At 58.5% G+C, this 25,912-nt stretch carries 22 protein-coding genes; 12 read left to right on the top strand and 10 right to left on the bottom strand.

Annotation, left to right across the window (positions count from 1 at the left end; all coding sequences use genetic code 11):
- The first annotated feature begins 1 nt into the window (after position 1).
- Positions 2 to 3,136 (top strand): efflux RND transporter permease subunit, encoded by a 3,135-nt coding sequence (locus POR16_RS05300; RefSeq protein ID WP_005889153.1) that lies wholly within the window; start codon positions 2 to 4, stop codon positions 3,134 to 3,136.
- On the top strand, positions 3,133 to 4,593 hold the full coding sequence (locus POR16_RS05295; protein WP_024671714.1) for an AdeC/AdeK/OprM family multidrug efflux complex outer membrane factor: 1,461 nt from the start codon (positions 3,133 to 3,135) through the stop codon (positions 4,591 to 4,593). The genes POR16_RS05300 and POR16_RS05295 overlap by 4 nt, the downstream gene beginning before the upstream one ends.
- A gap of 75 nt (positions 4,594 to 4,668) precedes the next feature.
- Here POR16_RS05295 and POR16_RS05290 read toward each other — a convergent pair whose 3' ends face one another.
- The 5 genes from POR16_RS05290 to pcaR all read right to left on the bottom strand — a co-directional run bounded on the left by POR16_RS05290 (position 4,669) and on the right by pcaR (position 9,998).
- Positions 4,669 to 5,970, bottom strand: a complete 1,302-nt coding sequence (locus tag POR16_RS05290) for an MFS family transporter (protein ID WP_005889148.1) — start codon at positions 5,968 to 5,970, stop codon at positions 4,669 to 4,671.
- Between the two features lie 190 nt (positions 5,971 to 6,160).
- Complete coding sequence (gene pcaF / locus POR16_RS05285) at positions 6,161 to 7,360, bottom strand: 3-oxoadipyl-CoA thiolase (RefSeq protein WP_024671715.1); 1,200 nt, start codon at positions 7,358 to 7,360, stop codon at positions 6,161 to 6,163.
- Positions 7,360 to 8,142, bottom strand: a complete 783-nt coding sequence (locus tag POR16_RS05280; protein ID WP_172678979.1) for a CoA-transferase subunit beta — start codon at positions 8,140 to 8,142, stop codon at positions 7,360 to 7,362. Before POR16_RS05280 ends, pcaF begins: the two co-directional genes overlap by 1 nt.
- On the bottom strand, positions 8,139 to 8,996 hold the full coding sequence (locus tag POR16_RS05275; protein ID WP_005889141.1) for a CoA transferase subunit A: 858 nt from the start codon (positions 8,994 to 8,996) through the stop codon (positions 8,139 to 8,141). Before POR16_RS05275 ends, POR16_RS05280 begins: the two co-directional genes overlap by 4 nt.
- A gap of 159 nt (positions 8,997 to 9,155) precedes the next feature.
- Positions 9,156 to 9,998 carry a pca regulon transcriptional regulator PcaR gene (gene pcaR, locus POR16_RS05270; protein ID WP_005889139.1) on the bottom strand — a complete coding sequence of 281 codons (843 nt, stop codon included), beginning with the start codon at positions 9,996 to 9,998 and terminating at the stop codon, positions 9,156 to 9,158.
- Positions 9,999 to 10,840: 842 nt separating this feature from the next.
- On the opposite strand from pcaR, the gene POR16_RS05265 reads away from it, so the two are divergent.
- Both POR16_RS05265 and POR16_RS05260 read left to right on the top strand, forming a co-directional pair.
- Positions 10,841 to 11,038, top strand: a complete 198-nt coding sequence (locus POR16_RS05265; protein ID WP_002554967.1) for a hypothetical protein — start codon at positions 10,841 to 10,843, stop codon at positions 11,036 to 11,038.
- A gap of 205 nt (positions 11,039 to 11,243) precedes the next feature.
- Complete coding sequence (locus POR16_RS05260; RefSeq protein ID WP_024671717.1) at positions 11,244 to 12,716, top strand: inorganic phosphate transporter; 1,473 nt, start codon at positions 11,244 to 11,246, stop codon at positions 12,714 to 12,716.
- Positions 12,717 to 12,767: 51 nt separating this feature from the next.
- On the opposite strand, the gene POR16_RS05255 is transcribed toward POR16_RS05260, so the two are convergent.
- Both POR16_RS05255 and purU read right to left on the bottom strand, forming a co-directional pair.
- The gene (locus POR16_RS05255) at positions 12,768 to 12,986 is read right to left on the bottom strand and encodes a hypothetical protein (RefSeq protein ID WP_024671718.1); all 219 of its coding nucleotides are present in this window, start codon (positions 12,984 to 12,986) and stop codon (positions 12,768 to 12,770) included.
- A gap of 78 nt (positions 12,987 to 13,064) precedes the next feature.
- Complete coding sequence (gene purU / locus POR16_RS05250) at positions 13,065 to 13,916, bottom strand: formyltetrahydrofolate deformylase (protein WP_005889133.1); 852 nt, start codon at positions 13,914 to 13,916, stop codon at positions 13,065 to 13,067.
- Positions 13,917 to 14,274: 358 nt separating this feature from the next.
- On the opposite strand from purU, the gene mvaT reads away from it, so the two are divergent.
- Entirely contained in the window at positions 14,275 to 14,655 is a 381-nt protein-coding gene (gene mvaT / locus POR16_RS05245; RefSeq protein WP_002554971.1) for a histone-like nucleoid-structuring protein MvaT, read from the top strand.
- A gap of 70 nt (positions 14,656 to 14,725) precedes the next feature.
- Here the strand turns inward: mvaT and sbcB are convergent, their stop codons facing one another.
- Positions 14,726 to 16,156, bottom strand: coding sequence for an exodeoxyribonuclease I (sbcB, locus tag POR16_RS05240; protein ID WP_005889131.1), 1,431 nt, complete (start codon positions 16,154 to 16,156; stop codon positions 14,726 to 14,728).
- A gap of 222 nt (positions 16,157 to 16,378) precedes the next feature.
- On the opposite strand from sbcB, the gene POR16_RS05235 reads away from it, so the two are divergent.
- From POR16_RS05235 to POR16_RS05210, 6 genes are read left to right on the top strand one after another with little or no spacing between them, the layout of a single operon-like run.
- The gene (locus tag POR16_RS05235; protein ID WP_005889127.1) at positions 16,379 to 17,062 is read left to right on the top strand and encodes an RDD family protein; all 684 of its coding nucleotides are present in this window, start codon (positions 16,379 to 16,381) and stop codon (positions 17,060 to 17,062) included.
- Positions 17,059 to 18,033: a stage II sporulation protein M gene (locus POR16_RS05230; protein WP_005889125.1), complete on the top strand. Its 975-nt coding sequence runs from the start codon at positions 17,059 to 17,061 to the stop codon at positions 18,031 to 18,033. Before POR16_RS05235 ends, POR16_RS05230 begins: the two co-directional genes overlap by 4 nt.
- On the top strand, positions 18,020 to 19,609 hold the full coding sequence (locus tag POR16_RS05225) for a DUF4129 domain-containing protein (protein ID WP_005889122.1): 1,590 nt from the start codon (positions 18,020 to 18,022) through the stop codon (positions 19,607 to 19,609). Before POR16_RS05230 ends, POR16_RS05225 begins: the two co-directional genes overlap by 14 nt.
- On the top strand, positions 19,606 to 20,826 hold the full coding sequence (locus POR16_RS05220) for a DUF4350 domain-containing protein (protein WP_005889120.1): 1,221 nt from the start codon (positions 19,606 to 19,608) through the stop codon (positions 20,824 to 20,826). Before POR16_RS05225 ends, POR16_RS05220 begins: the two co-directional genes overlap by 4 nt.
- Entirely contained in the window at positions 20,823 to 21,872 is a 1,050-nt protein-coding gene (locus tag POR16_RS05215; RefSeq protein ID WP_005889118.1) for an AAA family ATPase, read from the top strand. The genes POR16_RS05220 and POR16_RS05215 overlap by 4 nt, the downstream gene beginning before the upstream one ends.
- Positions 21,869 to 23,212 carry a DUF58 domain-containing protein gene (locus tag POR16_RS05210; RefSeq protein ID WP_042932154.1) on the top strand — a complete coding sequence of 448 codons (1,344 nt, stop codon included), beginning with the start codon at positions 21,869 to 21,871 and terminating at the stop codon, positions 23,210 to 23,212. Before POR16_RS05215 ends, POR16_RS05210 begins: the two co-directional genes overlap by 4 nt.
- 40 nt (positions 23,213 to 23,252) lie before the next feature.
- Here POR16_RS05210 and POR16_RS05205 read toward each other — a convergent pair whose 3' ends face one another.
- Both POR16_RS05205 and POR16_RS05200 read right to left on the bottom strand, forming a co-directional pair.
- Entirely contained in the window at positions 23,253 to 23,612 is a 360-nt protein-coding gene (locus tag POR16_RS05205) for a PilZ domain-containing protein (protein ID WP_005889114.1), read from the bottom strand.
- A 190-nt stretch (positions 23,613 to 23,802) separates the two neighbouring features.
- Positions 23,803 to 24,204, bottom strand: coding sequence for a tetratricopeptide repeat protein (locus tag POR16_RS05200; RefSeq protein ID WP_005889112.1), 402 nt, complete (start codon positions 24,202 to 24,204; stop codon positions 23,803 to 23,805).
- A gap of 176 nt (positions 24,205 to 24,380) precedes the next feature.
- Between POR16_RS05200 and pyk the strand changes: the two genes are divergently transcribed.
- Positions 24,381 to 25,832 (top strand): pyruvate kinase, encoded by a 1,452-nt coding sequence (pyk, locus tag POR16_RS05195; protein ID WP_005889111.1) that lies wholly within the window; start codon positions 24,381 to 24,383, stop codon positions 25,830 to 25,832.
- Positions 25,833 to 25,912 lie beyond the last annotated feature (80 nt).

The following is a 25,912-nucleotide window of genomic DNA, read 5'->3' as shown; positions in this document are numbered from 1 at the left end:
CATGTCGAAATTTTTTATTGATCGACCCATTTTTGCCTGGGTTATTGCCCTCGTGATCATGCTGGTCGGCGCGCTGTCGATTTCCAGCCTGCCTATCAACCAGTACCCGAGCATTGCACCGCCGGCCATCGGCATTCAGGTGACCTACCCAGGTGCTTCTGCACAGACCGTGCAGGACACCGTGGTGCAGGTCATCGAGCAGCAGCTCAACGGTATCGACAACCTGCGTTATGTGAGTTCGGAGAGTAACTCCGACGGCAGCATGACCATCACCGCGACCTTCAATCAGGGTACCAACCCTGATACGGCGCAGGTGCAGGTGCAGAACAAGCTCAACCTGGCCACCCCGCTGCTGCCGCAAGAAGTGCAGCAACAGGGCATCCGCGTCACCAAGGCGGTCAAGAACTTCCTGATGGTGATCGGTCTGGTGTCGGAAGACGGCAGCATGGGCAAGGAAGACCTGGCCAACTACATCGTGTCGAACATGCAGGACCCGATCTCCCGGACCTCCGGTGTGGGCGACTTCCAGGTGTTCGGTTCGCAGTACGCCATGCGTATCTGGCTGGACCCGGCCAAGCTGAACAACTTTCAGTTGACCCCGGTGGACGTGAAAAGCGCGATTACCGCGCAGAACGTCCAGGTGTCCTCCGGTCAGTTGGGCGGCCTGCCAGCGATCAGCGGTCAGCAACTGAACGCCACGATCATCGGCAAGACCCGTCTGCAGACAGCCGAACAGTTCGGCAACATCTTCCTCAAGGTCAATACCGACGGCTCGCAGGTTCGCCTGAAAGACGTCGCCACGGTTGGCCTGGGTGCAGAGAACTACAGCACAGACTCACAGTTCGACGGCAAACCGGCTTCCGGTCTGGCGATCAAACTGGCCACTGGCGCCAACGCGCTGGACACTGCCAAGGCCATCCGCGCGACCGTTTCATCGCTGGAGCCGTTTTTCCCGCCGGGCATGAAAGTCGTCTACCCGTATGACACCACACCAGTGGTGAGCGAATCGATCAACGGTGTGGTTCACACCCTGATCGAAGCGATCGTGCTGGTGTTCCTGGTGATGTACCTGTTCCTGCAGAACTTCCGCGCCACGATCATCACGACCATGACAGTGCCAGTGGTGTTGCTGGGTACGTTCGGCATCCTTGCGGCCTTCGGCTTCACCATCAACACCCTGACCATGTTCGGTATGGTGCTGGCCATCGGCTTGCTGGTGGACGATGCGATTGTGGTGGTAGAAAACGTCGAGCGGGTCATGGAGGAGGAAAAGCTCTCCCCGCGCGACGCCACGATCAAATCCATGACGCAGATCCAGGGTGCATTGGTAGGTATTGCGCTGGTGCTTTCGGCGGTTCTGCTGCCCATGGCGTTCTTCGGCGGCTCTACTGGCGTGATCTACAAACAGTTCTCGATCACCATCGTCTCGGCCATGGCCCTGTCGGTCGTCGTGGCGCTGATTTTCACCCCGGCGCTGTGCGCCACGATGCTCAAACCCATCGACGAGAAGACGCATGGCCAGCCCAAGCGCGGCTTCTTCGGCTGGTTCAACCGCACCTTCGACCGCAGCGTTCTCAGTTACGAGCGCGGCGTCGGCAACATGCTCAAGCACAAGTGGCCAGCCTACTTGGGCTACGTCCTGATCTGCGCCGGCATGGTCTTCATGTTCATGCGCATTCCCGCGGCATTCCTTCCGGAAGAAGACCAGGGCGTTATTTTCGCCCAGATCCAGACCCCGGCAGGCTCCTCGACCGAGCGTACGCAGGAAGTCATCGACAACATGCGTGAATACCTGTTGACCAAGGAGAGTGGCGCAGTCAAGTCGGTGTTCTCGGTAAACGGCTTCAACTTCGCGGGTCGCGGTCAAAGCTCGGCGATTGCATTCGTGATGCTCAAGCCGTGGGAAGAACGCACTTCGGAAAACAGCGTATTCGAACTGGCCAAACGTGCTCAGGGCTACTTCTTCAGCCTGCGCGATGCGATGGTGTTCGCCATCGTGCCGCCTTCTGTTTTGGAACTGGGTAACGCAACTGGCTTCGACGTTTACCTGCAAGACCAGGGCGGCGTTGGTCACGAGAAACTGATGCAGGCACGTAACCAGTTCCTCGGCATGGCCGCACAGAGCAAGATCCTGGCAGGCGTGCGTCCGAACGGGCTGAATGACGAGCCGCAGTATCAGTTGATCATTGACGACGAACGCGCCAGCGCTCAGGGCATCACGCTGTCGGACATCAACAACACGTTGTCCATCGCCTTGGGCGGCAGCTACGTCAACGACTTCATCGACCGTGGCCGCGTCAAGAAGGTATACATCCAGGGCGACGCAGGTGCCCGCATGAAGCCTGAAGACCTGAAAAAATGGTACGTGCGCAACAGCTCGGGGGAAATGGTGCCGTTCTCGGCCTTTGCCAGCGGCAAATGGTCCTACGGCTCGCCAAAACTGTCGCGCTACAACGGCGTAGCGGCAGAGGAAATCCTGGGCACACCGGCACCGGGCTACAGCAGCGGCGATGCAATGGCTGAAGTCGAGGCCCTGGCCAAGAAACTGCCGCAAGGTATCGGCATCTCCTGGACCGGTCTGTCCTACGAGGAGCGCTTGTCCGGTTCCCAGGCCCCTGCCCTTTATGCGCTGTCGTTGCTGGTCGTGTTCCTGTGTCTGGCGGCGCTGTATGAAAGCTGGTCGATCCCGATCGCGGTCATCCTCGTGGTGCCGCTGGGTGTCATCGGTGCGCTTATGGCAACCAGCCTGCGTGGGCTGTCCAATGACGTGTTCTTCCAGGTCGGGCTGCTGGTAACGGTAGGTCTGGCCGCGAAGAACGCCATTCTGATCGTCGAGTTCGCCAAAGAGCTGCATGAACAGGGCAAGAGCCTTACCGATTCAGCGATCGAAGCGTGCCGCATGCGCTTGCGTCCGATCATCATGACGTCGATGGCGTTCATCCTCGGCGTTGTACCGCTGGCGATTTCCTCGGGCGCAGGTTCGGGCAGTCAGCATTCGATCGGTACAGGCGTGATTGGCGGTATGATCACGGCAGTTATTCTGGCGATCTTCTGGGTGCCCCTGTTCTTCGTATCGATTTCAGGGCTGTTCAAGAGCAAGCAGAAACATACTTCACACGACGAGGCTGGCCAATGAGCAAGTCATTGATCTCTCTTGCAGTTACCGCGTTCATTCTCGGCGGCTGCTCTTTGATCCCCGATTACAAGCAGCCGGAAGCCCCGGTCGCCGCACAGTATCCACAAGGCCCGGCGTACTCGCCGGCCGAGGGGGCCAAGATGGCCGCCGCGGAGCAAGGCTGGCGCCACTTCTTTAATGATCCGGCCCTGCAACAGCTGATCCAGACCGCGTTGCTCAACAACCGTGACCTTCGGGTTGCGGCGCTGAACATCGACGCCTACCGCGCCCAGTACCGCATCCAGCGTTCGGACTTGTTCCCGGCTGTATCGGCCACCGGCAGCGGCAGCCGTCAGCGCGTGCCTGCGGACCAGTCGCAGACCGGCCAGGCCGGCATCAACAGCAGCTATTCGGCAACGCTGGGCGTCAGTGCCTACGAGCTGGACCTGTTCGGCCGGGTGCGCAGCCTCAGCGAACAAGCACTGGAAACCTACTTTTCCAGTGAAGAAGCGCGTCGCAGCACCCAGATCAGCCTGGTGGCCAACGTGGCCAATGCCTACATGACCTGGCAGGCCGACAAGGAACTGCTCAAGCTGACGCAAGACACCCTCAAGACCTACGAAGAAAGCTTCCGCCTGACTTCGCGCAGCAATGAAGTCGGTGTTTCTTCGGCGCTGGACCTGAGCCAGTCGCGTACCGCTGTCGAAAGTGCGCGCGCCAAACTGGCCCAGTACCAGCGTCTGGTCGCTCAGGATCAGAACAGTCTGGTGATGCTGCTTGGCACCAACCTGCCCGACAACCTGCCAGCCAGCCATCTGCTGGACTCCGACATGCTGACCGAAATGCCGGCAGGCCTGCCGTCAGATTTGTTGCAGCGCCGTCCAGACATTCTGCAAGCCGAGCACACGCTCAAGGCCGCCAACGCCAACATCGGCGCGGCACGTGCAGCGTTCTTCCCGAGCATCAGCCTGACGGCCAGTGCTGGCACCAGCAGCTCGGAACTGTCCGGTCTGTTCAAAGGAGGCTCCGGAGCATGGCTGTTCCAGCCGAGCATCAACATCCCGATCTTCAACGCCGGCAACCTGCGCGCCAGTCTGGACTACTCGAAAATCCAGAAGGAAATCAGTGTCGCCAACTACGAGAAGGCGATTCAGACCGCCTTCCAGGAAGTCTCCGACGGCCTGGCTTCGCGCAAGACCTACGACGAACAGCTCCAGGCGCAGCGTGACTATGTCGCGGCCAACCAGGACTACTACCGTCTGGCCGAACGCCGCTACCGCATTGGCATCGACAGCAACCTGACTTTCCTCGACGCCCAGCGCTCGTTGTTCAGCGCGCAACAAACGCTGATCACCGATCGTCTGTCGCAGCTGACCAGCGAGGTCAACCTGTACAAGGCCCTCGGCGGCGGTTGGTACGAGAGGACCGGCCAGACCGAAACCATCTCTAAAGAGAAACCTTCGGTGCAGCTGTTCTAATGGCAGTGTTCTGATTGCAGCGCATAAAAAACCCACCTGATCAGGTGGGTTTTTTATGCCGGTAGAACTGTGCGATCAATGATCCTGGTGCAGGTACTTCGGCTCTTTCGGCAGCCGCAGGCTGAACAGAAACGCTATCGCCATCATCGCCGTCACATACCAGTAGAAGCTGTTTTCCATCCCGGCGCTCTTGAGCTTCAATGCCACCCACTCCGCCGAGCCGCCGAACATGGCGTTGGCCACTGCGTACGCCAGGCCCACACCCAACGCACGCACCTGCGGTGGAAACATCTCCGCTTTAACCAGGCCACTGATAGAGGTGTAAAAGCTGACAATCGCCAACGCCAGGGTAATCAGCATGAAGGCAATGAACGGGTTGGTGGTGGTTTTCAGGGTCATCAGGATCGGCACCGTACACAGCGTGCCCAACGCACCAAACAGCAACATCGAATTGCGACGACCGATACGGTCCGCGAGCATGCCGAAGAAGGGCTGCATGCACATGTAAAGAAACAGTGCTCCGGTCATGATGTAGCTGGCAGTCTTGGCTTCCATACCGCCGGTGTTCACCAGATATTTCTGCATGTACGTGGTGAACGTGTAGAAAATCAGCGAGCCACCGGCGGTGTAGCCCAGCACCGTGATAAAAGCAGCAGCGTGGTTCTTGAAGAGCGCGACGATACTGCCCGCCTCCTTGTCCTGGCGGCTTTCGGCGGTAGTGGTCTCATTGAGCGTGCGACGCAGCAGCAAGGCGATCACTGCGGCCGCCGCGCCGATCACGAACGGGATGCGCCAGCCATAGGCACGCAATTCTTCAGTGCTGAGAAACTGCTGCAGAATCACCACCGTCAGCACCGCCAGCAACTGGCCGCCGATCAGCGTCACGTACTGAAACGACGCATAGAAGCCGCGCTGGCCACGCAGCGCCACTTCACTCATGTAGGTTGCGGTAGTGCCATATTCGCCGCCCACCGACAAACCTTGAAGCAGGCGCGCCATCAGCAATAGTGCCGGCGCCCAGGCACCAATCGAGGCGTAAGTCGGCAGACACGCGATGATCAAGGAGCCTGCGCACATCATGGTGACCGAAATCAGCATCGAGTTCTTGCGGCCATGTTTGTCAGCCACACGGCCAAACAGCCAGCCACCAATCGGCCGCATCAGAAAGCCCGCTGCAAACACACCTGCGGTGTTGAGCAACTGAACGGTCGGATCATCGGATGGAAAGAAAGCAGGTGCAAAGTAGATGGCGCAGAAGGCATAGATATAAAAGTCGAACCACTCGACAAGATTCCCCGAAGACGCCCCGACAATCGCGAATATTCTTTTGCTTCGCTCCTCGCCTGTGTAATGCGGTGTTTTTGATGTTGTCGTCATTATTTCCCCCTCAGCAAGACTGTCGTAAGAAACAACCTGTAACACCGTCTATGACCAAGCACAATCACTCAGGCTGCTTCGGCCGTCAACGGACACGTAAACGCGCAACAACCCGGATTATCTACCTGTCTTTTCGTGGAGACAGAAAGATGAACCGGGTTGCTGCACAAAGAGTTTGAGGTGGAAGAGTTTAACGTTCTATAGCCAGCGCCAAGCCCTGCCCTACCCCGACGCACATGGTTGCCAGCCCTCTGCGCCCGCCGGTTTTCTCCAGGTGGTGCAATGCAGTCAGCACCAGTCGGGCGCCACTCATGCCCAACGGATGCCCGAGCGCAATGGCGCCGCCGTTGGGATTGACCTGCGCCGCATCGTCCGCCAGACCAAGCTCGCGCAACACGGCAAGGCCTTGGCTGGCAAAGGCTTCATTAAGTTCGATGACATCGAAATCAGTGACCGCCAGCCCCAACCGCTCGACCAGCTTGCGCACTGCAGGCACCGGGCCAATGCCCATCACCCGGGGCTCGACGGCGGCGCTGGCCATGCCAAGTACTCGGGCCCGAGGGGTGAGGCCATGCTTCTTGACCGCCTCGGCGGACGCCAGAATCAGCGCCGCAGCTCCGTCGTTGACGCCAGAAGCATTACCAGCGGTGACGGTCTGCTCAGGGCCGTTGACCGGTTTGAGCCTGCTCAGGGTTTCCAGGCTGGTATCGCCACGCGGGTGCTCGTCCTTGTCGACTGTGGTCTCGCCCTTTTTGTGCGCGACCCTTACCGGAACGATCTCTTCCTCGAAAAAGCCCGCAGCCTGGGCAACGGCAGTGCGTTGCTGGCTGCGCAGGGCGAAAGCGTCCTGATCGGCTCGAGAAATCTTGAAGTCGGCTGCGACGTTGTCGCCGGTCTCCGGCATGGAATCCACACCGTAGAGTGCCTTCATGGCCGGGTTGATGAAACGCCAGCCGATGGTGGTGTCTTCCAGCTTCATGTTGCGCGAGAACGCGGCATCGGCCTTGCCCATCACGAACGGCGCGCGGGACATGGACTCCACACCACCTGCTATAGCCAGCTCCATCTCGCCCGAAGCGATGGCCCGGAACGCAGTACCGATGGCGTCCATTCCGGAAGCGCACAGGCGATTGAGAGTGACACCGGGAACGCTTTTCGGCAGGCCGGCAAGCAACGCCGCCATGCGCGCCACGTTGCGGTTGTCCTCACCGGCCTGATTGGCGCAGCCGAGGAACACTTCATCGACCTCCTCCCAGTTAACTGTGGGGTTGCGTTCCATCAATGCCTTGATCGGTATGGCGGCCAGATCGTCAGCCCGCACCGTGGACAGACCGCCACCGAAGCGACCGATCGGTGTACGAATCGCATCACAGATAAACACGTCGCGCATCACGCTTCTCCTGCAACCTGGCCATGGGCTGCGGCGGTACGGGCCTCAAGATCACGCAACGCCGTCAGCTCGACATCAGTGGGCTCTTCGGACACAACCACGTTCTCCGCAAAGCGGATTTCCCAGCCCGTAGCCGCAACGACCTGCTCGCGGCTCACGCCAGGGTGCAGCGTTGTCACGATGAACTCGTTGCTGCCGGCCTCCGGCTCCATGATGCACAGGTCGGTGATAATGCCCACTGGACCTGCACCCGGCAGGCCGAGACGCTTGCGTGAGTCGCCGCCTTCGCCGTGGCCGACCGATGTAATGAAGTCCAGCTTGTCGACGAACGAGCGTGCCGACTGTTTCAGAATGATCAACACCGACTTTGCAGACCCCGCAATTTCGGGCGCGCCACCAGCGCCCGGCAGGCGCACCTTAGGATGGTGGTAGTCGCCAACCACGGTGGTGTTGATGTTGCCAAAACGGTCAACCTGCGCGGCGCCCAGAAAACCCACATCAACCCGGCCGCCCTGCAGCCAATAGCGGAAAATTTCACTGGTGGAAACAACTGTATCGGCGGTTTCCGCCAGTTCGCCGTCACCGATAGACAGGGGCAATACCGTGGGTTTGGCACCAATCGGGCCTGACTCGTAAATCAGCACCACATCGGGCGAAGACGTAAGCCGTGCCAGGTTCGCAGCCTTGGAGGGCAATCCGATGCCGACAAAGCATACCGAGCCGTTGCGCAAACGCCGCGCGGCAGCGACGGTCATCATTTCACTGGTGGAGTACGTCATTATTTGACCTCCGAAGCGCGAGCCAGCTTGCTCTGGAATTCGCTGAAATCTGCTGTGCCATGGATGTATTCGTCGATCCACGCCTTAAAGCTTTCCCGATCGCGGGCAATCGGGTCCCAGGCTTGATAGAACGGGTTATCACGCTCGTAGTAGCCATGTGCATATGACGGATGAGCACCGCCAGGCACCAGGCAGACCGCACTCAGTGCCCAGGTCGGAAGCACGCAGGAATTCATCGGCGCCTTGAGGTCATCGACGATCTCCTCCACCGTCACGATGCAGCGCTTGGCTGCCAAGGCGGCTTCTTTCTGCGCGCCCAGAATGCCCCACAGCAGAACGTTGCCCTTGCGGTCGGCCTTCTGCGCGTGAATCACTGTCACGTCGGGGCGCACAGAAGGCACTGCGGCCAGCACTTCTCCGGTGAACGGGCAGGTAACGGTCTTGATCAGCGGGTTGACCTTGGGCAGATCGGAACCCGCGTAGGCGCGCAGTACGGCAAACGGCAGGCCCGAGGCTCCGGCGACATAAGCATTGGCGAGGTCGGCATGGCTGTGCTCTTCGATTTCCATCGCTCGTGGCCACTGTTTTTCGACTGCGTCGCGCAGGCGATGCAGAGAACCGACGCCAGGGTTGCCACCCCACGAGAAAATCAGCCGTTTCGCACACCCTGCGCCGATCAACTGGTCGTAGATGAGGTCAGGCGTCATGCGGACCAGCGTCAGGTCTTTTTTGCCCTGACGAATGATTTCATGACCAGCGGCTGTAGGGATCAAATGGGTGAAGCCTTCAAGCGCAACGGTGTCGCCATCGTTGACCAGTTGCTTCACCGCATCGCGTAGAGAAAGAATATCTGCCATGAGGTGCTCCGAACCCAACATCACGTTCAATGATCAGCGCGGAAACCTGCGCCGGAATGAAAATGAGGTTATGCCTGAGCAACGGGGCAAACAATCCGATAATCGACTAACCGTTCGGTAACCGAACAAATTCACTTGTGACGGCCCCGACTTGCTCAATCAGGTAAACAGCTGGGTGCTCAGGTCGCGGCTGGCGTCGAGCATGATCGGCAAAAAGCGCTGCTCCAGCTCACTTCGCGCCACGCGCCCTGCGCTGGTGCTGACATTCAGGGCCGCCAGCACCTGGCCCGATGCATCATAGACCGGGACGGCAATAGAGCGCAGCCCTTGCTCAAGTTCCTGATCGACAATACACCAGCCTTGCTGACGAACCAATTGCAGGCATTCGAGCAACGCTTCCGGCGTGCGAATGGTGCGGCTGGTCTTGGGCTGTAGATCGACGTGGTCCAGGTATTCGTGCAATGACACATCGTCTAGCGCGGCCAAAAGTATCCGCCCCATTGACGTGCAATAGGCAGGAAGACGACCGCCGACGGAAAGGTCGACCGAAATCAGACGCTGAGTGGTCGCGGATCGGGCTATATAAAGGATGTCGTCGCCTTCCAGCGTGGCCATGTTGCAGGCCTCGTGCAGTTGATCGCTCATGCGGTCCAGATAAGGCTGCGAAGAAGTCGCCAGCGGTGTCGATGACAGATAAGCGTGACCGAGGGTCAGGACCTTGGGCAACAGCGAATACGTGCGCCCGTCGGTGGTCGCGTACCCCAGCTTGATCAACGTATGCAGACAGCGCCGCACTGCCGCACGGGGGATCTCTGTGCGGTGGCTGATCTGTGCGATGGTCAGGTGTCGCTTGCGCTCCTGAAAGGCATGGATAACGGCAAGACCGCGCGCCAGCGAGGTCATGAAGTCCGGATCACCGGTCAGGGCCTGAATACGCTTGGCAGGCGACGCCACGATGGGTGGCGCCAATGAGGCAAAAGAATTACGCAGTTCGTCGTTCATTGTCGCACCCTCTTTAACGCGTGTTCAGGCCTTGTAAAACAAAGGATTCAGATCGTTTTGCGCCGTTAAGCACCTATCAGATTGTGCGATTATCGAACAGGTGGCCGATAATCGCAATTGACCCCACGCAAATATGCTTATACCTTTACCTCTGCCATGAAGTGACTTCTTGGAAATTACTGGTCAGGTACCCACTGAGAAGTCATAGGCAGCGGCCTTGCTCAACCAGCAAGGCCGTTTTCATTACAGACCGTGTCATCGTCCCCCGCCGTTACCCCCTGCCTTTACAAAAGACCCAATTCACCCCCTTGTTCTCTACAGAGCGAGACTTGTGAATCTCATGTACGCGTCCTGTCACAAACCATTGATGAATGCTTTATAAAAGTTATTTCATATAAAGGCCCCACTAAAACTTAGGAACAGTCTTACAAAAAAATAATCATGCAAACTTATTCAAGCTCTGATGTTGACGTCACCGGACTTCTTGGAGATAGTGTTCATCTGTGGGACGGCATTACCTTAATCACCTTCGTGCCCACGCGTCAGTGCATGCATTCTCGGCCTCGACTATCCTGTTGAAGTGTTGTCAGCCTTTGCACCCGCAGCGATCACCGGGATGCCAGTCAACTGCGGCACCGGCGCTTTGAATCAAAACGTATGTCGCTACGACAACTGCTTTTCTGGTGCGCGTAGCCGCAGGCAATAGCAGGATGTCAGCCCCTCCCGGTTCTACGCCTTTGCAGGCCGCTGCCTGTATCAAGGCTGGCGATCGGACGAGAGCTGACAGACTTGCGATGTCTTGCGTGAACACCAGACCCATTTCGACTTGAACAGGTAATACAGTGACTAAAGATGAACTGCGCGCGGAACTTGAGCGCCAGGAGCAACGTTACAAGGATGTCTACGGCGGCGAAATCACCACCTACGCTGCGCAACCGGAACCGGAACGCAAGCCATGGCGCAAACGAGCCAGCCTGCTGGATCAAGCGTTCAAGCAAGAACTGCAAAAAATGGAAGAAGGCCTGAAAGAAGAGCCGTGACACAGCGGGTCTCATGATCCCTGAACGCTCACCTCTGCTTTTCAGCATCTGCAAACACACGCCCGACTGCCTCATTGAACATTCAACGAGGCGGCGCTCATGCGTCTTTTTTTTTGTTTGAAGCGACACTGCGCAGCGATGACAAGTCGTGCTGTATTTTTTCTGTCATAATCTCGCCCCCTTCAGACCCGGTCAGAAAACCTACATGATCGATTTATTCAGCGGGCTTGATGCCTGGGTGCTTGTGAGCCTTTTGCTCGCCCTGGCTTTCGTCCTCACCTTCGAGTTCATCAACGGCTTTCATGACACCGCCAATGCGGTGGCGACAGTCATTTACACCAAAGCCATGCCGCCTCATCTGGCGGTGTTCTTCTCTGGTGTATTCAACTTCCTCGGCGTGTTGCTGGGCGGTGTCGGCGTTGCCTATGCCATTGTCCACCTGCTGCCTGTCGAACTGCTGATCAACGTCAACACCGGACATGGCCTGGCCATGGTGTTCTCGCTGTTGGCAGCGGCCATCACCTGGAACCTCGGTACCTGGTATTTCGGCATTCCGGCCTCCAGCTCGCACACGCTGATCGGTTCGATACTCGGCGTGGGTCTGGCCAATGCCCTGATCAATGACATCCCGCTGGCTGATGGCGTCAACTGGCAGAAAGCGATCGATATCGGCGCTTCGCTGGTGTTCTCGCCGCTGGCTGGCTTCATTGTCGCCGGCCTGGTGTTGCTCGGGCTGAAATGGTGGCGCCCATTGTCGAAAATGCACAAGACGCCTGATCAGCGCCGCAAGCTCGATGACAAGAAACACCCGCCCTTCTGGAATCGTCTGGTGCTGGTGATATCTGCCATGGCGGTCAGCTTCGTTCACGGCTCAAACGACGGCCAGAAAGGCATCGGCCTGATCATGCTGGTGCTCATCGGCATTGTGCCAAGCCAGTTTGTTCTGGACCTCACCAGCACGACCTATCAGATCGAACGTACCCGCGATGCCACACAGCATCTGAGCCAGTTCTATCAACGCAACAGCAGCACCCTGGGTGAATACCTGGCGATGGGCAAGGCTGAAAAAGGCGACCTGCCATCCAGCTCGGCCTGCAACCCAAAACAGACCGAACCGACTATCGACGCGCTGCTCGACCGCCTCAGGGGTGTGTCGGACTACCACTCGCTGGCGCCTGAAAGCCGCATTGAAGTGCGTCGTTATCTGTTGTGCCTGGACGACACCGCGCGCAAGGTCGGCAAGCTTCCTGACCTGGCTGCACGCGAAAAATCCGATCTGGAAAAACTGCGCAAGGACCTGACTGCAACCACTGAATACGCGCCGTTCTGGGTGATCCTGGCAGTTGCACTGGCGCTGGGCATCGGCACCATGGTCGGCTGGAAGCGCGTGGTCCTGACCATCGGCGAGAAGATCGGCAAGCAAGGCATGACTTACGCACAAGGCATGTCTGCCCAGATCACCACTGCCTGCGCAATTGGCCTGGCCAACGTGTTCAGCCTGCCAGTCTCCACTACCCACATTCTCTCGTCGGGCGTGGCTGGCACCATGGTTGCCAACAAGAGCGGCCTGCAAGGCGGAACTGTTCGCACCATCCTGCTCGCCTGGGTACTGACCCTGCCAGCCACAGTCGCCTTGTCTGCGGCGTTGTTCTGGCTGGCTTCCAAAGCCCTGTCCTGATCTCAAAGCCCTTCTGACGGTGCCTGCCTGGCGCCGCCCGGAGGGGCTTGATCACTTGCCCTCTTCCTCTCCACTTCCTTCAGCCACTTCGCCAGCCGCCTCGCTTCCTGCCGCCTCTTCTGATTGCTGCAACTCACGCCATAGCGCCGCCGCACCGTCAAAATTGGCACCGTTTTCGGGAGTCAGGGCTGCGGGGTCATAGCGACTGAGACAGCCTTCACCCAGCGTGGCGGGTGCAGTGGAAGTGGCTTTATCGAAAGGTTCTTTCATCGGCTGTCACTCTGAGCGTTGCACTCCTGCCGATGCATTGCACCGGAAGCGCGACAGGCGCGCTCCCGAAACAATAGATCAGCCGAAGACGACTGTCTTGTTGTCGTGTACCAGAACGCGGTCTTCGAGATGGGCGCGCAGACCACGGGCCAGTACCATTTTTTCCACATCACGACCGAAACGCACCATGTTTTCGATGCTGTCACGATGGCTGACACGTACCACATCCTGTTCGATGATCGGCCCGGCATCGAGTTCTTCGGTGACGTAGTGACAGGTTGCACCGATCAGTTTGACGCCGCGCAAAGATGCCTGATGGTACGGCTTGGCACCAACGAACGAAGGCAGGAAGCTGTGGTGGATATTGATCACCTGATGAGCATATTCACGGCACAACTGCGGCGGAAGGATCTGCATGTAACGCGCCAGCACGACAACATCGGCCTGGTGATGCCCGACCAGACGCGACACTTCGGCAAACGCCGGTTCCTTGTCTTTGGGGTCTACCGGAACATGGTAGTAAGGAATGTCATGCCACTCGACCATGCTGCGCAGGTCCTGGTGGTTTGAAATGACACAGGCGATGTCGCAGTCCAGCTCATCACTGTGCCAGCGGTGCAGCAGGTCTGCCAGACAGTGGGACTCGCGACTGGCCATGAGCACAACGTGCTTCTTCTGCGCCGAGTCGGTGATGCGCCAGTCCATGGCGAACTCTTCGGCGATTGGCTTAAACGCCTCGCGGAACCCGTCCAGATCAAATGGCAGGGTATCGGCACGTATTTCGTGGCGCATGAAAAACCAGCCGCTGAGACTGTCCGAGTGATGACTCGCTTCAGTGATCCAGCCGTTATGGGACGCCAGAAAGTTACTGACTTTGGCAACGATGCCTACACGGTCCGGGCAAGCAATCACCAGACGAAAAGTGCGCATTAGGGGAAACTCCAGAACTTCGCAAAGCCGCTATTCTAGCGGCTGCGCAGCAAAACTGCAGTATCTCTGTTGACCCGATTCGTCTGCCGGAAATGACGCCTTTCGGGCAGAAGATTGCACCTTGCCAGTATCGGCTTTCTGGAGGACCACTGCTAAACAAGACCTGTATTAAGCAGGGCTTTATAGCCGGGTTATTTTGAGGGACGCCCGGCGCGCTCCTAGTTCAGACGTCTGTAGGACGCGTGTATATTGCTAAATAATTCAAATAAAACTTTTATTTAATGTTTACTTGCTCATTTACAGTGACTATTATTGTCGCACTGTCTCCCTGCAACCCTTCACAACATAAGGTCTCCTCATGTCCCTGATCAACGAGTACCGCGCCACAGAAGAAGCCATCAAAGAACTGCAAGCCCGTTTGAAGAACCTGTCGCAAGACGACAAACTGCAAACCGAGCTGGAATTCGAAGGCAAACTGCGCACGCTGATGGGCGAATATCAAAAATCGCTGCGCGACATCATTGCTCTGCTGGATCCGGACGCCAAGGTAAACAAAGCGCCACGTGGCGGTGCTGTTAAACCGGCTGGCACCAAACGCGCTCGCAAGGTCAAGCAATACAAGAACCCGCACAATGGCGAAGTCATCGAAACCAAAGGTGGCAACCACAAAACGCTGAAAGAGTGGAAAGCCAAGTGGGGCAGTGACGACGTTGAAAGCTGGGCCACTCTGTTGGGCTAAGCTTCATACGGTCATGATTGACTGCGATTGAAAAAACGCCAGCTTGCTGGCGTTTTTTATTGCGCGCTATTTATACACCCAGACGTTTACTCAGCTGCTGGACGTAGTCTTGCCATTGCCGTAATACCTCAAGCTGCGCAGGCGTGGCATTAAGCGACACGTCAATCAGCGCTTTCGTAAAATCCTGTAGGGTGTTGGGCGCGCCCGACTCCGGACTGCGCAGCCGCTGCTGACAGAACGCCAGCCAGCGCTGCTGCTCTTCAGTGCTCAAGGTGTCAGGAAAGTTACGGGCGCGGTACCTGAATAACAACTCAGGCAGACGAGCATCGTCGAAGGGCCATCCGTCCCGGGCCAGTTGTTCAGGCTCGGCCTGTCGAACTTGCTCGCACAATCGCCGGTCACGATCACCGATAAAACCGTCATATAACTGTTGTTCGGGATCTTCACTTGCGACAAAGTCGTCCTTGCCGTAAAGGACCTGCAATTTGTCCTGCCAAACTTCTCGACTGTCATTCAACTGCGCCGCACGTGCCTGATAAGCCGTCAGATCCAGTTGCAGACGTTGCTGATCTTCGCTGCGCAACACACCCAATGGCGCAACCACCGGACAACGATTTATATGCAACAACTTAAGCGGCACTGGCAATTGGCCTTCCTCCAACGCGTCATGCCGGGTATATAAGTGCTGCTTTAGCGTTTCAGCGTCGTATTGCAACAACGGCGAATGATCCAGGTGAAGGTCACAGACAATCAGCGCATTACGATTATGTGGATGCCACGCCAGCGGAAGCACCACGCCAAGATAATTGCGCGCGGCAGAAAAGCGCCCCGAAATATGCACCAGTGGTTGCAGGAGCCGGACCTGATCCTGAACCTTCTGTTTAGTGCGCAGTGCAAACAGATAATCATAAAGCTTCGGCTGTTTTTCCCGAATCAGACGCGCAAGTGCAATAGTTGCTCGAACGTCGGATAACGCATCATGCGCCTGCCCATGATCAATACCGTTGGCAGCCGTCAGCCGTTCCAGCTTAAGCGTGACCCGCCCGTCCTGTTCAGGCCAGACGATGCCATCGGGGCGCAATGCATACGCTGCGCGTACCACATCGATCAAGTCCCAACGGCTGTTACCGCCTTGCCATTCGCGTGCGTAGGGGTCGAAGAAGTTGCGATAGAAACTGTACCGTGTGACCTCGTCGTCGAAACGCAGCGTGTTGTAGCCAGCACCACAAGTGCCCGGCGCGGACAGTTCGGCATGCACTCGGGTCATGAAGTCTGCTTCGCACAAACCTTTTTCGGCCAGTGTGGCAGGCGTGATGCCGGTAATCACACAGGCCGCCGGATGGGGCAGAATGTCATCACCGGGCTGGCAGTACAGATTGACCGGAGGCGCGATCTCATTGAGCTCGGCATCGGTTCGGATGCCAGCCATCTGCAACGCGCGATCATTGCGCGGGTTGATGCCGGTGGTTTCGTAGTCGTACCAGAAAATGCTGGAAGTCACGGGCTGATCCTGAGCAAAAGACCGGCGAAGTGTAGGGCGTCAAGGGCGCCGTTGGCTAATAGCGCGGTTTCCGGCGCATCGGGAAATGTTTTCTTACAGCCCGCGTATTGAATGGTCGGTTGCTTAGCTTGGCTGCGGTAGCTAGCATCAGTTCTGGTTTTCAGGGGCAACCTCCCGACAATGTCATCCCTTCCCGTTTTGCCAAGGAATGCAAAGCTGCCCATGCCGCTGGATACCCGTATCGACATCGAGACCCCGGAAGGCATAGACATGATTCTCCGCCCTGCCGGCCTTGTTATCCGCGCACTGGCGTTTGGCATCGACCTTTGTGTTCGCGCAGCCATCATTGCCGTCTTCTATATGCTCCTGCAACTGTTCGACAAGCTCGGCATCGGCTTGGGCGCCATCGTGTTTTTTCTGGTGAACTGGTGGTACATGGTGCTGTTTGAAGTGCTTGGCCAGGGCCGCACACCGGGTAAGCGCTTACTGGGGCTACGAGTGGTTCACGACGACGGCACCCCGATAGACTGGTCTTCCTCCCTGATACGCAATCTGCTGCGCTTCGTCGACATGCTCCCCATCGGCTACGGGTTTGGCGCGATCGCTTGCCTGAACCATCCGCTGTTCAAACGTCTGGGCGATCTGGCCGCCGGCAGCCTGGTCATCTACAGCGACCGTCCTGTGATCCGCCCGACTCTACCGGACGCAGAGCCCGTTATCGTGCCGTTCTCGCTGCACCTGGATGAACAGCGTGCGGTCATGAGCCTGGCAGAGCGGCAAGGCGAACTGTCCAGCGCGCGCACCCAGGAGCTCGCGTCGATCCTGGCCGAGCCACTGCGCATTCCCGCTCACAAGGCCGTCGTCCATGTAAACGGCATCGCCCACAGCCTGCTGGGGTCGAAATGAAACAGAGCCTGTTTGAAATACGTCATGAAGAAGAGTGGCAACGCTTTGCACAGCACCTTGATGCGCTGGAACATGGCAAAGCCAATGCCAACGCATCATTCCCTGGCGATTATCGGCGCATCTGCCACCAGCTGGCGCTGGCACAGGAGCGCGGCTACAGCAGCCATCTGATCGACCCCCTGCATCAGTTGGCCATGCGTGGCCACCAGCAACTCTACCGTCACCGCAGCGCTGCGGGTGCCCGTTTGTTGGGTTTCATCGTGGGAGGCTTTCCGCGTCTGGTACGCGCCGAATGGCGTTTCGTGCTGGTTGCCAGCCTGCTGTTCTTCGGAAGCCAGATCGTCATGGGTCTGCTGGTGTATGGTTTCCCGCAACTGGTCTACAGCGTGGTCAGCCCGGAACAGCTCCTTGAAATGCAAAGCATGTACGACCCGTCAGCCAGCCGGATCGGGCAGTCCATCGAGCGAGAATCCGACGCTGACTGGATGATGTTCGGCTACTACATCATGAATAACATCGGAATCGCCTTCCAGACCTACGCCAGCGGTCTGCTGTTCGGCTTGGGCAGCCTGTTTTTCCTGCTTTTCAACGGCGTGATGATCGGCGCCGTGGCGGGCCATCTGACTGATATTGGTTACGGCCAGACCTTCTGGTCGTTCGTCGTGGGTCATAGTGCCTTCGAACTGACCGCCATTGCGCTGTCCGGCGCCGCCGGTCTCAAACTGGGATGGGCCTTGCTGGCCCCAGGGAATGTCACACGCGGTACGGCACTGCGCGCAGCAGCCAGCAGCAGCGTGCAACTGACAGGCGGGGTGGTACTGTTTTTGCTGATAGCGGCATTCGTCGAGGCCTACTGGTCATCAATGACATGGCCCGCCCCCCTCGTCAAATACCTGGCAGGTGCCGCGCTGTGGCTACTGGTCATTGCATACCTGACCCTGGCCGGACGTACCCCTCATGCGCCTGACTGAATCTACCGTCGCCATACGTCCGCGCTCCCCTTGGGAAGCCATCGATCTGGGCGTCCTGCTCGCGGGTCGGCATCGCGGCCTGCTGATGGGCAGTTGGGCAATCATTACATTGCCTTTTTTCTGCCTGCTCAGCGTGCTGCTCTGGGATTACCCTTCAGCAGTCATTTTTATTTTCTGGTGGCTCAAGCCTGCGTTCGAACGTTTGCCGCTGCTCATTTTGTCGCAGTCGCTGTTCGGTACGACGCCAACTTTGAGACAAGCCCTCAAGGCCTGGCCAGCCACACTGAAAGACCAGCTTTTGCCCAGCCTGCTTTGGCGCCGACTCAGCTTGAGCCGCAGCTTTCAACTGCCGGTCCAGCAACTGGAACACTTGGCAGGCACGGAGCGCGCCATGCGAGTTAGCCTGCTCAGCCAGAAAGACCTTCGCGCTGCGCGGTTACTCACCATCGTCGGCGCGCATCTTGAATACGCGCTGTGGATAAGCTTGCTGATCCTGCTTTATGCCTTCATTCCACAAAGAGTCGAGATAGACTGGAACTGGGAAAACCTGATCGACGCAGGAAACCAGTGGATATGGATCGACCACCTGACCAATCTTTTCTATGCCTTAGCGCTGGTGATCTGGGAGCCAGTCTATGTTGCATGCGGCTTCACCCTGTACCTCAATCGCCGAACCGTCCTTGAGGCCTGGGATATCGAACTGGTTTTCAGGCGCCTGCGCCAGCGCCTGATCGGCAGCGCCTATGCACTTTTGTTCGGTGTCGGGCTGGTCCTTTCGACAGCACCCGCCCCGGCGTTGGCCGACCCACAAAACTACAGCTGCCCGCTGCCTGACACCGCTGTGGCAGAGCCCGCCCAAAATGAAGCGGGCCCCGACACGCCGCGCCTTTTACACCAGCCACTGAACAGCGAAACCGCCAAGAGCGAGATACAGGGCATTCTGGATCGGCCTCCGTTCAAGAACATCCGCACCGAGAGTGGCTGGCGCTTTCCAGAAAAGGAAAAAAAGCAGGCAGGGGTCAAGGACAGACATGGTGAAGGCTGGTTGCTCGACTGGCTCAATCGGCTTGTGCAGGCTGCCAGCGAATTGGCCCGTCTGGCCGAGATACTACTCTGGGGCATTGTCATCGGCCTGGCAGGCCTGCTGATCTGGCGCTACCGGGACTGGCTCAAAACCTTTGCAAGGCTGGAAACCACCCGGACTAAAACCACCCGCCCCGCCCCCGAACAGCTGTTCGGGCTGCAAGTGAGTGCCGAAAGTCTTCCTGAGGATGTCGCCGGTCAGGTCGAGCAACTCTGGAGCAACCAGCCCCGCGAAGCACTGGGTTTGTTATACCGCGCATTGCTCAGTCGTTTGTTGAGCGACTACCGATTGCCGCTGAAGAACGCCGACACCGAAGGTCAGATATTGCAACATATCGCCTTGCTGAACCAGCCGCTGCTGAGTGACTTCAGCCGAGAACTGACAGCGCATTGGCAAAACCTTGCCTATGGTCATCGCCTTCCACCTGCTAACGCCAGGCAGGAACTCTGCGATGGCTGGCGTCGTCTGTTCAATCCAGCGGTTAAAACATGAGCCGCCGTTACGCAATACTCAGCTGGCTGATGATCCTGTTGCTGCTGACAGGCGCGGGCCTTTACCTGCTCGGCAGTCATTTGGAGCGCTATGAGGAAACCGTTGATAAAGGGCCCTCCCCGCAAGCGATAGCCAACCCTTGGCTCGCGGCCGAACATTTCCTGCGCGAGCGCTCCGTCACGGTGAACACCGCTGACACCCTGGACCAGCTTCCGGACCCGACTCAGGGCACCCAAACCCTGCTTTTGCTCAATGACCGTGCAGGCATGACGCCCGTGCAAACTGAGCGTCTGCTGAACTGGGCCGAAGCAGGCGGACACCTGCTGTTCGTGGCCGAACGGCTCTGGGACGAACAGAAAGGTCGCAGTGGCGACCTGCTGCTCGACAGACTGAAGGTCCATCAGTATCTGACCCGAGACATCAATGAGCAGGAGCGACAGTTGAATGACCCGCAGCCCATGCTGCCCATTCCTCTGATCAGGCCTGCCCCCAGCCGTAAAAAAATGCCCTGGCCCGAGTTGACTCGTCTTTATCTGGAAAATGAAAACGAACCGGCCTATATGAGCTTCGAGCCTGCGTTTCACCTCGAAGACCCGGAAGATCAGGCGCAGGCGTGGGCCAACAGCGCCGAGGCCACCCATATGCTGCAGATACAACGTGGAAAAGGGCTGATCACCATTGTCACCGATTCAGGCCTTTGGGAAACCCACTCGATCGGCAGCTACGACAATGCATGGCTGCTCTGGTATCTGACCCAGAACAGCGACGTGACCATGATACTGAAGACTCGACACGACAATTTGCCAGCCCTGTTGCTGCGCAACTTTCCCGAGGCACTGCTGGCCTTCGCATTGCTGATCAGCCTGGGGCTCTGGCATGTCGGCCTGCGCGAGGGTCCGCTGCGCCGCCCCGTGGCCTTGGCGCGCCGCCAATTGACCGAGCACTTGCGCGCCAGCGCCGGCTTCCTGCTCAGACACACGGGCCAGCAACCCCTTATAAAGGGGCTGCAACAGGACATTCTGCGCCGCGCACGTCGACTGCATCCAGGCTTCGAGCGGCTGGTCGTCGCCGAACAATGGCAGGTGCTGTCGCGCCTCACCCGACAGCCCACCAGCGCCATCAGCGATGCCCTGCGCCCGCGCCCGGCGCAGCGCCTCTCACACAGCGAATTCACCCGTCAGGTGGCCCACCTGCAAACTCTCAGGAATGCCCTATGAGCGATCCAACACCCGAACTGCCCGGCAGCGCCCAGCCCTTGATTGACCCAGCCAGCGAGCCTGGCAGCCCGGCAAGCACTCAACTGCAGCAGCGCCAGCGCGCCAGTCAGCTCGCCCAGGCACTGCGCGCCGAACTGCAAAAGGCCGTGATCGGCCAGACCGCAGTTGTCGAAGACGTCCTGACCGCGCTGATCGGCGGCGGGCATGTGCTGCTTGAAGGCGTACCGGGGCTGGGCAAGACATTACTGGTTCGGGCGCTTGCCAGTTGTATCGGCTGCGAGTTTGCCCGCATCCAGTTCACGCCGGACCTGATGCCCAGCGATGTCACCGGTCACGCCGTGTATGACATGCAGACCGAGCAGTTCAAACTGCGCAAGGGGCCGTTGTTCACCAACCTGTTGCTGGCCGACGAGATCAACCGGGCGCCGGCCAAGACTCAGGCGGCGCTGCTTGAAGCCATGCAGGAGCGGCAAGTCACCCTCGAAGGTCGAGCCCTGCCCATTGCGCAACCGTTCATGGTGCTGGCAACCCAGAACCCCATCGAACAGGAAGGCACTTACCCATTGCCGGAAGCCGAACTGGACCGATTCATGCTGAAACTGCGCATGGACTATCCCGAGGCGCAGGAAGAGCTGGAAATGGTGCGTCAGGTCACCCGCTCCACCCGTGCCGACATGCTGGATGTGCGACCACTCAGGGTCATCATGCAGGCGCGTGAGGTTCAGGTACTTCAACGCATTGCCAGCGAGTTGCCCCTGGATGAGCAAGTGCTGGACTATGCCGTGCGCCTGGGCCGCAGCACACGCACCTGGCCGGGTCTGAGTCAGGGTGCCGGGCCACGCGCCTCAATTGCGCTGGTGCGTGGCGGGCGCGCCAGAGCGCTGTTGCGGGGTGGCGAATTTGTCACTCCGGACGACATAAAAGGCTGCGCACTTGCGGTACTCCGGCACCGGGTCAGGCTGTCCCCTGAACTGGACATCGAAGGGCTGTCGGTGGATCAGGTGCTCAGGCAGATCCTCGAGCAGGTACCGGCACCGCGCCTGTGAAGCAGTTATTGAAGCCTTCTGTTCCGATGCTTTGCTGGCTCGGCGGGCTGGCGTGCGTTGCTTTGCTGTTGGGCACCCTTCATGCGCTCGGCATCGACTATCCGCAGCAGATCGACAGCCTATACCGGGGTGCAATGCTGGCACTGGCGGGTCTGGCCTTGCTGGATGCAGTCTTGCTGCTGCGTCATCCGTCGCCCTGCGTGCAGCGCGAACTACCGGGCAGCCTGGCACTGGATCGCTGGAACGAAGCCACGCTCGACGTGAGCCACGACGGCAGCAAGGCGCTCACACTGAAGATATTCGACCACGTGCCGCCAGGCCTGGAGCATGAAAACCTGCCGCAATCCATCACCCTGCCTGCTGATAGCAAAGGCCGGGTCGGCTACCGTCTTCGCCCTTCAAGCCGGGGCCATTTCACGTTCGAGCAATGCGAGATAAGCCTGCCCAGCCCTTTGCGACTGTGGACGATACGGCGCTATTTGGTTGTACATAGCACGACGCGTGTCTACCCGGACTTTGCTCGTCTGTACGGCGGGCAGTTGCTTGCTGTAGACAGCTGGCTGAGTCAGTTGGGCGTGCGTCAATTGCAACGTCGCGGGCCTGGTATGGAATTCAACCAGTTGCGTGAGTTTCGCGAGGGCGACAGCTTGCGCCAGATCGACTGGAAAGCCACTGCACGTCAGCGAACGCCGATTGCCAGGGAGTACCAGGACGAGCGAGACCAGCAAATAGTATTCATGCTCGATTGCGGGCGCCGGATGCGCAGTCAAGATGGCGAGCTGTCGCATTTCGATCATGCGCTCAATGCCTGCCTGCTGCTGAGCTATGTCGCGTTGCGTCAGGGCGACTCCGTAGGTATCTCGACGTTTGCCAGCGAGCAGGACCGCTACCTGTCGCCCGTCAAGGGGCCAAGCCAGCTCAACCTGTTGCTCAACACTGTCTATGACCTGCAGACCACTCGCCGCCCGGCTGATTACAGCGCCGCCGTGCGCCATGTAATGATTCGCCAGAAAAGACGATCGCTGGTGGTGTTGGTGACCAATCTTCGCGATGAAGACGACGAGGAGCTGCTGGTGGCGGTCAGGCAGCTAAGCGGACAACATCGGGTACTGATTGCCAGTCTGAGAGAAGAAGTGCTCGACAGCCTGCGTCAGTCACCGGTACAGACCTATGAACAGGCGCTGGACTACTGCGGGACAATGAATTTCCTCAATGCCCGAGCGTCCCTGCACGACCGCCTGAGCGCGCAGGGCATAGCAATCATGGATGCGCGACCAAAAGAACTTGGCCCACAGCTGGTCAGCCGCTATCTGGGCTGGAAAAAAGCAGGAACGCTGTAAAAGACAGAAATACCGCAGTACGACCTGCTCTGCAGCGGAATCAGGCCGACGCTTCGTAAGAAGGATAAAAGCAGAAATAACGCTGCAGAAGCTCGATGAACTCCAGATACTCCGTCGAAACCTCAGGCAGTTCAAAACCGGAATCGAAGCTGCCCGGGGTTTCGTCTTCGCGACACCACAGGCAGGTAGCACTCACTTCAAGCGGCTGCCCGGTATCACTGCCTGGCCGCTTCAGGCACAGATCGAACCTGGCCCCTACCAGCAAAGGCAGCTCGCTGATAAGCATCAACCCTTCTTCTGACACATTTCCCAGGCACCCTAGAGGTCTGCCGGTGTGGCGGTTGAACACCTGAAGATAATCCTGTAGCTGGTGTCTTTCGATTTTTCGTTCTTTATGCATGGCAAGCTGCCTTGTGAGGCCATTGTTACAGTCGTGTACAAATACGTGTCGACTGTGGGCTTCATCTGCACAACCCCTACAGGACCTCTCGAGGTAGGTCCCTGCAGCTCATCCGCTCCGTTAGATCAGACTAGCTCAGAAATTTTCAAAATCCACCCGGCAGCGGCCTCTCCCATCCAAATGAATGTAACTACTTTGATACTGAGACGTTTCGCGCAGGTGCGGGCACGGGTACAGGTCTGGCGGGTTGGGCCTTGGGGTAAAGGCCTACCTGCGCCAACGTGTCGAGTCTGGCTCGCGCACGATACGCATACTCACTCCCAGGGTATTGGGTCATCAGAAACTGGTAAGTCTGTGCTGCGTCGACATACAATTTTTGCCGCTCCAGGCACTGGCCACGCAGCATCGACACTTCTGGCTGCACATAGCGGCGCGAACGGCTCTGCCGCTCCACTTTGGAGAGGTCGAGCATCACCCGGTCACAATCGCCCTCCTGATAGGCACGGTAGGCGTGGTCCAGGTTGGAGTTCATTGCCCAGCGAGTGCAACCGCCAAGCGCAACCAGTAATACAACAATCGTTACAATACGCATGGGAGTCTCCTGTTATCTGCCCTGTATCGGCCTGACAGCCTGTTTCTTCAACTGAATCGAGCGCCAGTCGTCCGCCGATTGCCCTCCTCGACTGCAATATCTCAGTGCAAAGGAACAATGACTAAAGACCCAGACAGGAGTAGCCTCTCGCTGCGCTTCAATTAAGGAGTTTGTGCATGACCGTTCGCCGCACCAAAATCGTCGCCACACTTGGCCCTGCCAGCAACTCGCCGGAAGTCATCGAACAACTGATCCTCGCGGGTCTGGACGTTGCTCGCCTGAACTTCTCTCACGGCACTCCCGATGAGCACAAGGCACGCGCCAGGCTCATCCGCGAAATCGCCACAAAGCACGGGCGCTTCGTCGCTCTGCTGGGCGACCTGCAGGGTCCCAAAATCCGTATCGCGAAGTTCACCGACAAGCGAATCGAGCTGAAGGTGGGTGACAAGTTCACCTTCTCCACAGCTCATCCGCTGACCAGTGGCAACCAGCAAATCGTGGGTATCGACTACCCGGATCTGGTCAAGGATTGCGGCGTAGGCGACGAGCTGTTGCTCGACGACGGTCGCGTGGTCATGCGCGTCGACACCCAGACCGCAAACGAGCTGCACTGTACGGTGCTGATCGGCGGTCCGCTGTCCGACCATAAAGGTATCAACCGTCGCGGCGGTGGCCTGACGGCTCCGGCACTTACCGAAAAAGACAAGCAGGACATCAAGCTCGCTGCCGAAATGGACCTGGACTACCTGGCCGTTTCGTTCCCGCGCGATGCTGCCGACATGGAATACGCTCGCCAGTTGCGTGACGAATCCGGTGGCACAGCCTGGCTGGTCGCCAAGATCGAACGCGCTGAAGCCGTCGCCAATGATGAAGTGCTTGATGCTCTCATCCGCGCCAGCGACGCCGTCATGGTTGCCCGTGGCGACCTGGGCGTTGAAATCGGCGATGCCGAGCTGGTGGGCGTACAGAAGCGCATCATTCTGCACGCTCGTCGCCATAACAAGGCAGTGATCGTTGCGACGCAGATGATGGAGTCGATGATCTCCAGCCCCATGCCGACCCGCGCCGAAGTGTCCGACGTGGCCAACGCTGTGCTCGACTACACCGACGCCGTCATGCTCTCGGCCGAAAGTGCTGCAGGTTCCTACCCGATCGAAGCGGTGCAAGCCATGGCGCGCATCTGCGTCGGCGCTGAAAAGCACCCGACCGGCAAGACCTCCAGCCACCGCATCGGTCACTCGTTCACACGTTGTGACGAAAGCATTGCGCTGGCCGCCATGTACACCGCCAACCACTTCCCTGGCGTGAAAGCGATCATCGCACTGACCGAAAGCGGCTACACCCCGCTGATCATGTCGCGCATCCGCTCCTCGGTGCCGATCTACGCGTTCTCTCCGCACCGTGGCACTCAGGCACGCGCGGCGATGTTCCGTGGTGTCTACACCGTGCCATTCGACCCGGCAGCCCTGCCGCCAGGTCAGGTCAGCCAGGCCGCAGTCGATGAGCTGCTCAAGCGTGGTCTGGTCGAGCAAGGTGACTGGGTCATCCTGACCAAGGGCGACAGCTACCACACCATCGGTGGCACCAACGGCATGAAGATCCTGCACGTTGGCGACCCGTTGGTCTGACGGTATAACGCCGCAAGCCAAAGCCCCGTCTCGCAAGAGTCGGGGCCTTTTGCTTTGAGTCAGCTGCGTGAGTTTTCATG

Source organism: Pseudomonas coronafaciens pv. oryzae str. 1_6, assembly GCF_000156995.2.
Lineage (GTDB): Bacteria > Pseudomonadota > Gammaproteobacteria > Pseudomonadales > Pseudomonadaceae > Aquipseudomonas > Aquipseudomonas tremae.
The sequence above is the reverse complement of the archived record's forward strand: the minus strand, read 5'-3'. Positions and strand labels throughout refer to the sequence as shown.

Bases quoted from the DNA above. Each gene is read 5' to 3' on its own strand.
- POR16_RS05225 (WP_005889122.1), top strand. From the start codon at position 18,020: ATGCGCCTGACTGAATCTACCGTCGCCATACGTCCGCGCTCCCCTTGG.
- POR16_RS05255 (WP_024671718.1), bottom strand. From the start codon at position 12,986: ATGAAAGAACCTTTCGATAAAGCCACTTCCACTGCACCCGCCACGCTG.
- POR16_RS05205 (WP_005889114.1), bottom strand. From the start codon at position 23,612: ATGCATAAAGAACGAAAAATCGAAAGACACCAGCTACAGGATTATCTT.
- mvaT (WP_002554971.1), top strand. From the start codon at position 14,275: ATGTCCCTGATCAACGAGTACCGCGCCACAGAAGAAGCCATCAAAGAA.
- pyk (WP_005889111.1), top strand. From the start codon at position 24,381: ATGACCGTTCGCCGCACCAAAATCGTCGCCACACTTGGCCCTGCCAGC.
- POR16_RS05215 (WP_005889118.1), top strand. From the start codon at position 20,823: ATGAGCGATCCAACACCCGAACTGCCCGGCAGCGCCCAGCCCTTGATT.
- POR16_RS05200 (WP_005889112.1), bottom strand. From the start codon at position 24,204: ATGCGTATTGTAACGATTGTTGTATTACTGGTTGCGCTTGGCGGTTGC.
- POR16_RS05275 (WP_005889141.1), bottom strand. From the start codon at position 8,996: ATGGCAGATATTCTTTCTCTACGCGATGCGGTGAAGCAACTGGTCAAC.
- POR16_RS05290 (WP_005889148.1), bottom strand. From the start codon at position 5,970: ATGACGACAACATCAAAAACACCGCATTACACAGGCGAGGAGCGAAGC.
- POR16_RS05260 (WP_024671717.1), top strand. From the start codon at position 11,244: ATGATCGATTTATTCAGCGGGCTTGATGCCTGGGTGCTTGTGAGCCTT.
- POR16_RS05230 (WP_005889125.1), top strand. From the start codon at position 17,059: ATGAAACAGAGCCTGTTTGAAATACGTCATGAAGAAGAGTGGCAACGC.
- pcaR (WP_005889139.1), bottom strand. From the start codon at position 9,998: ATGAACGACGAACTGCGTAATTCTTTTGCCTCATTGGCGCCACCCATC.
- POR16_RS05220 (WP_005889120.1), top strand. From the start codon at position 19,606: ATGAGCCGCCGTTACGCAATACTCAGCTGGCTGATGATCCTGTTGCTG.
- pcaF (WP_024671715.1), bottom strand. From the start codon at position 7,360: ATGCGCGACGTGTTTATCTGTGATGCGATTCGTACACCGATCGGTCGC.
- POR16_RS05300 (WP_005889153.1), top strand. From the start codon at position 2: ATGTCGAAATTTTTTATTGATCGACCCATTTTTGCCTGGGTTATTGCC.
- POR16_RS05235 (WP_005889127.1), top strand. From the start codon at position 16,379: ATGCCGCTGGATACCCGTATCGACATCGAGACCCCGGAAGGCATAGAC.
- purU (WP_005889133.1), bottom strand. From the start codon at position 13,916: ATGCGCACTTTTCGTCTGGTGATTGCTTGCCCGGACCGTGTAGGCATC.
- POR16_RS05295 (WP_024671714.1), top strand. From the start codon at position 3,133: ATGAGCAAGTCATTGATCTCTCTTGCAGTTACCGCGTTCATTCTCGGC.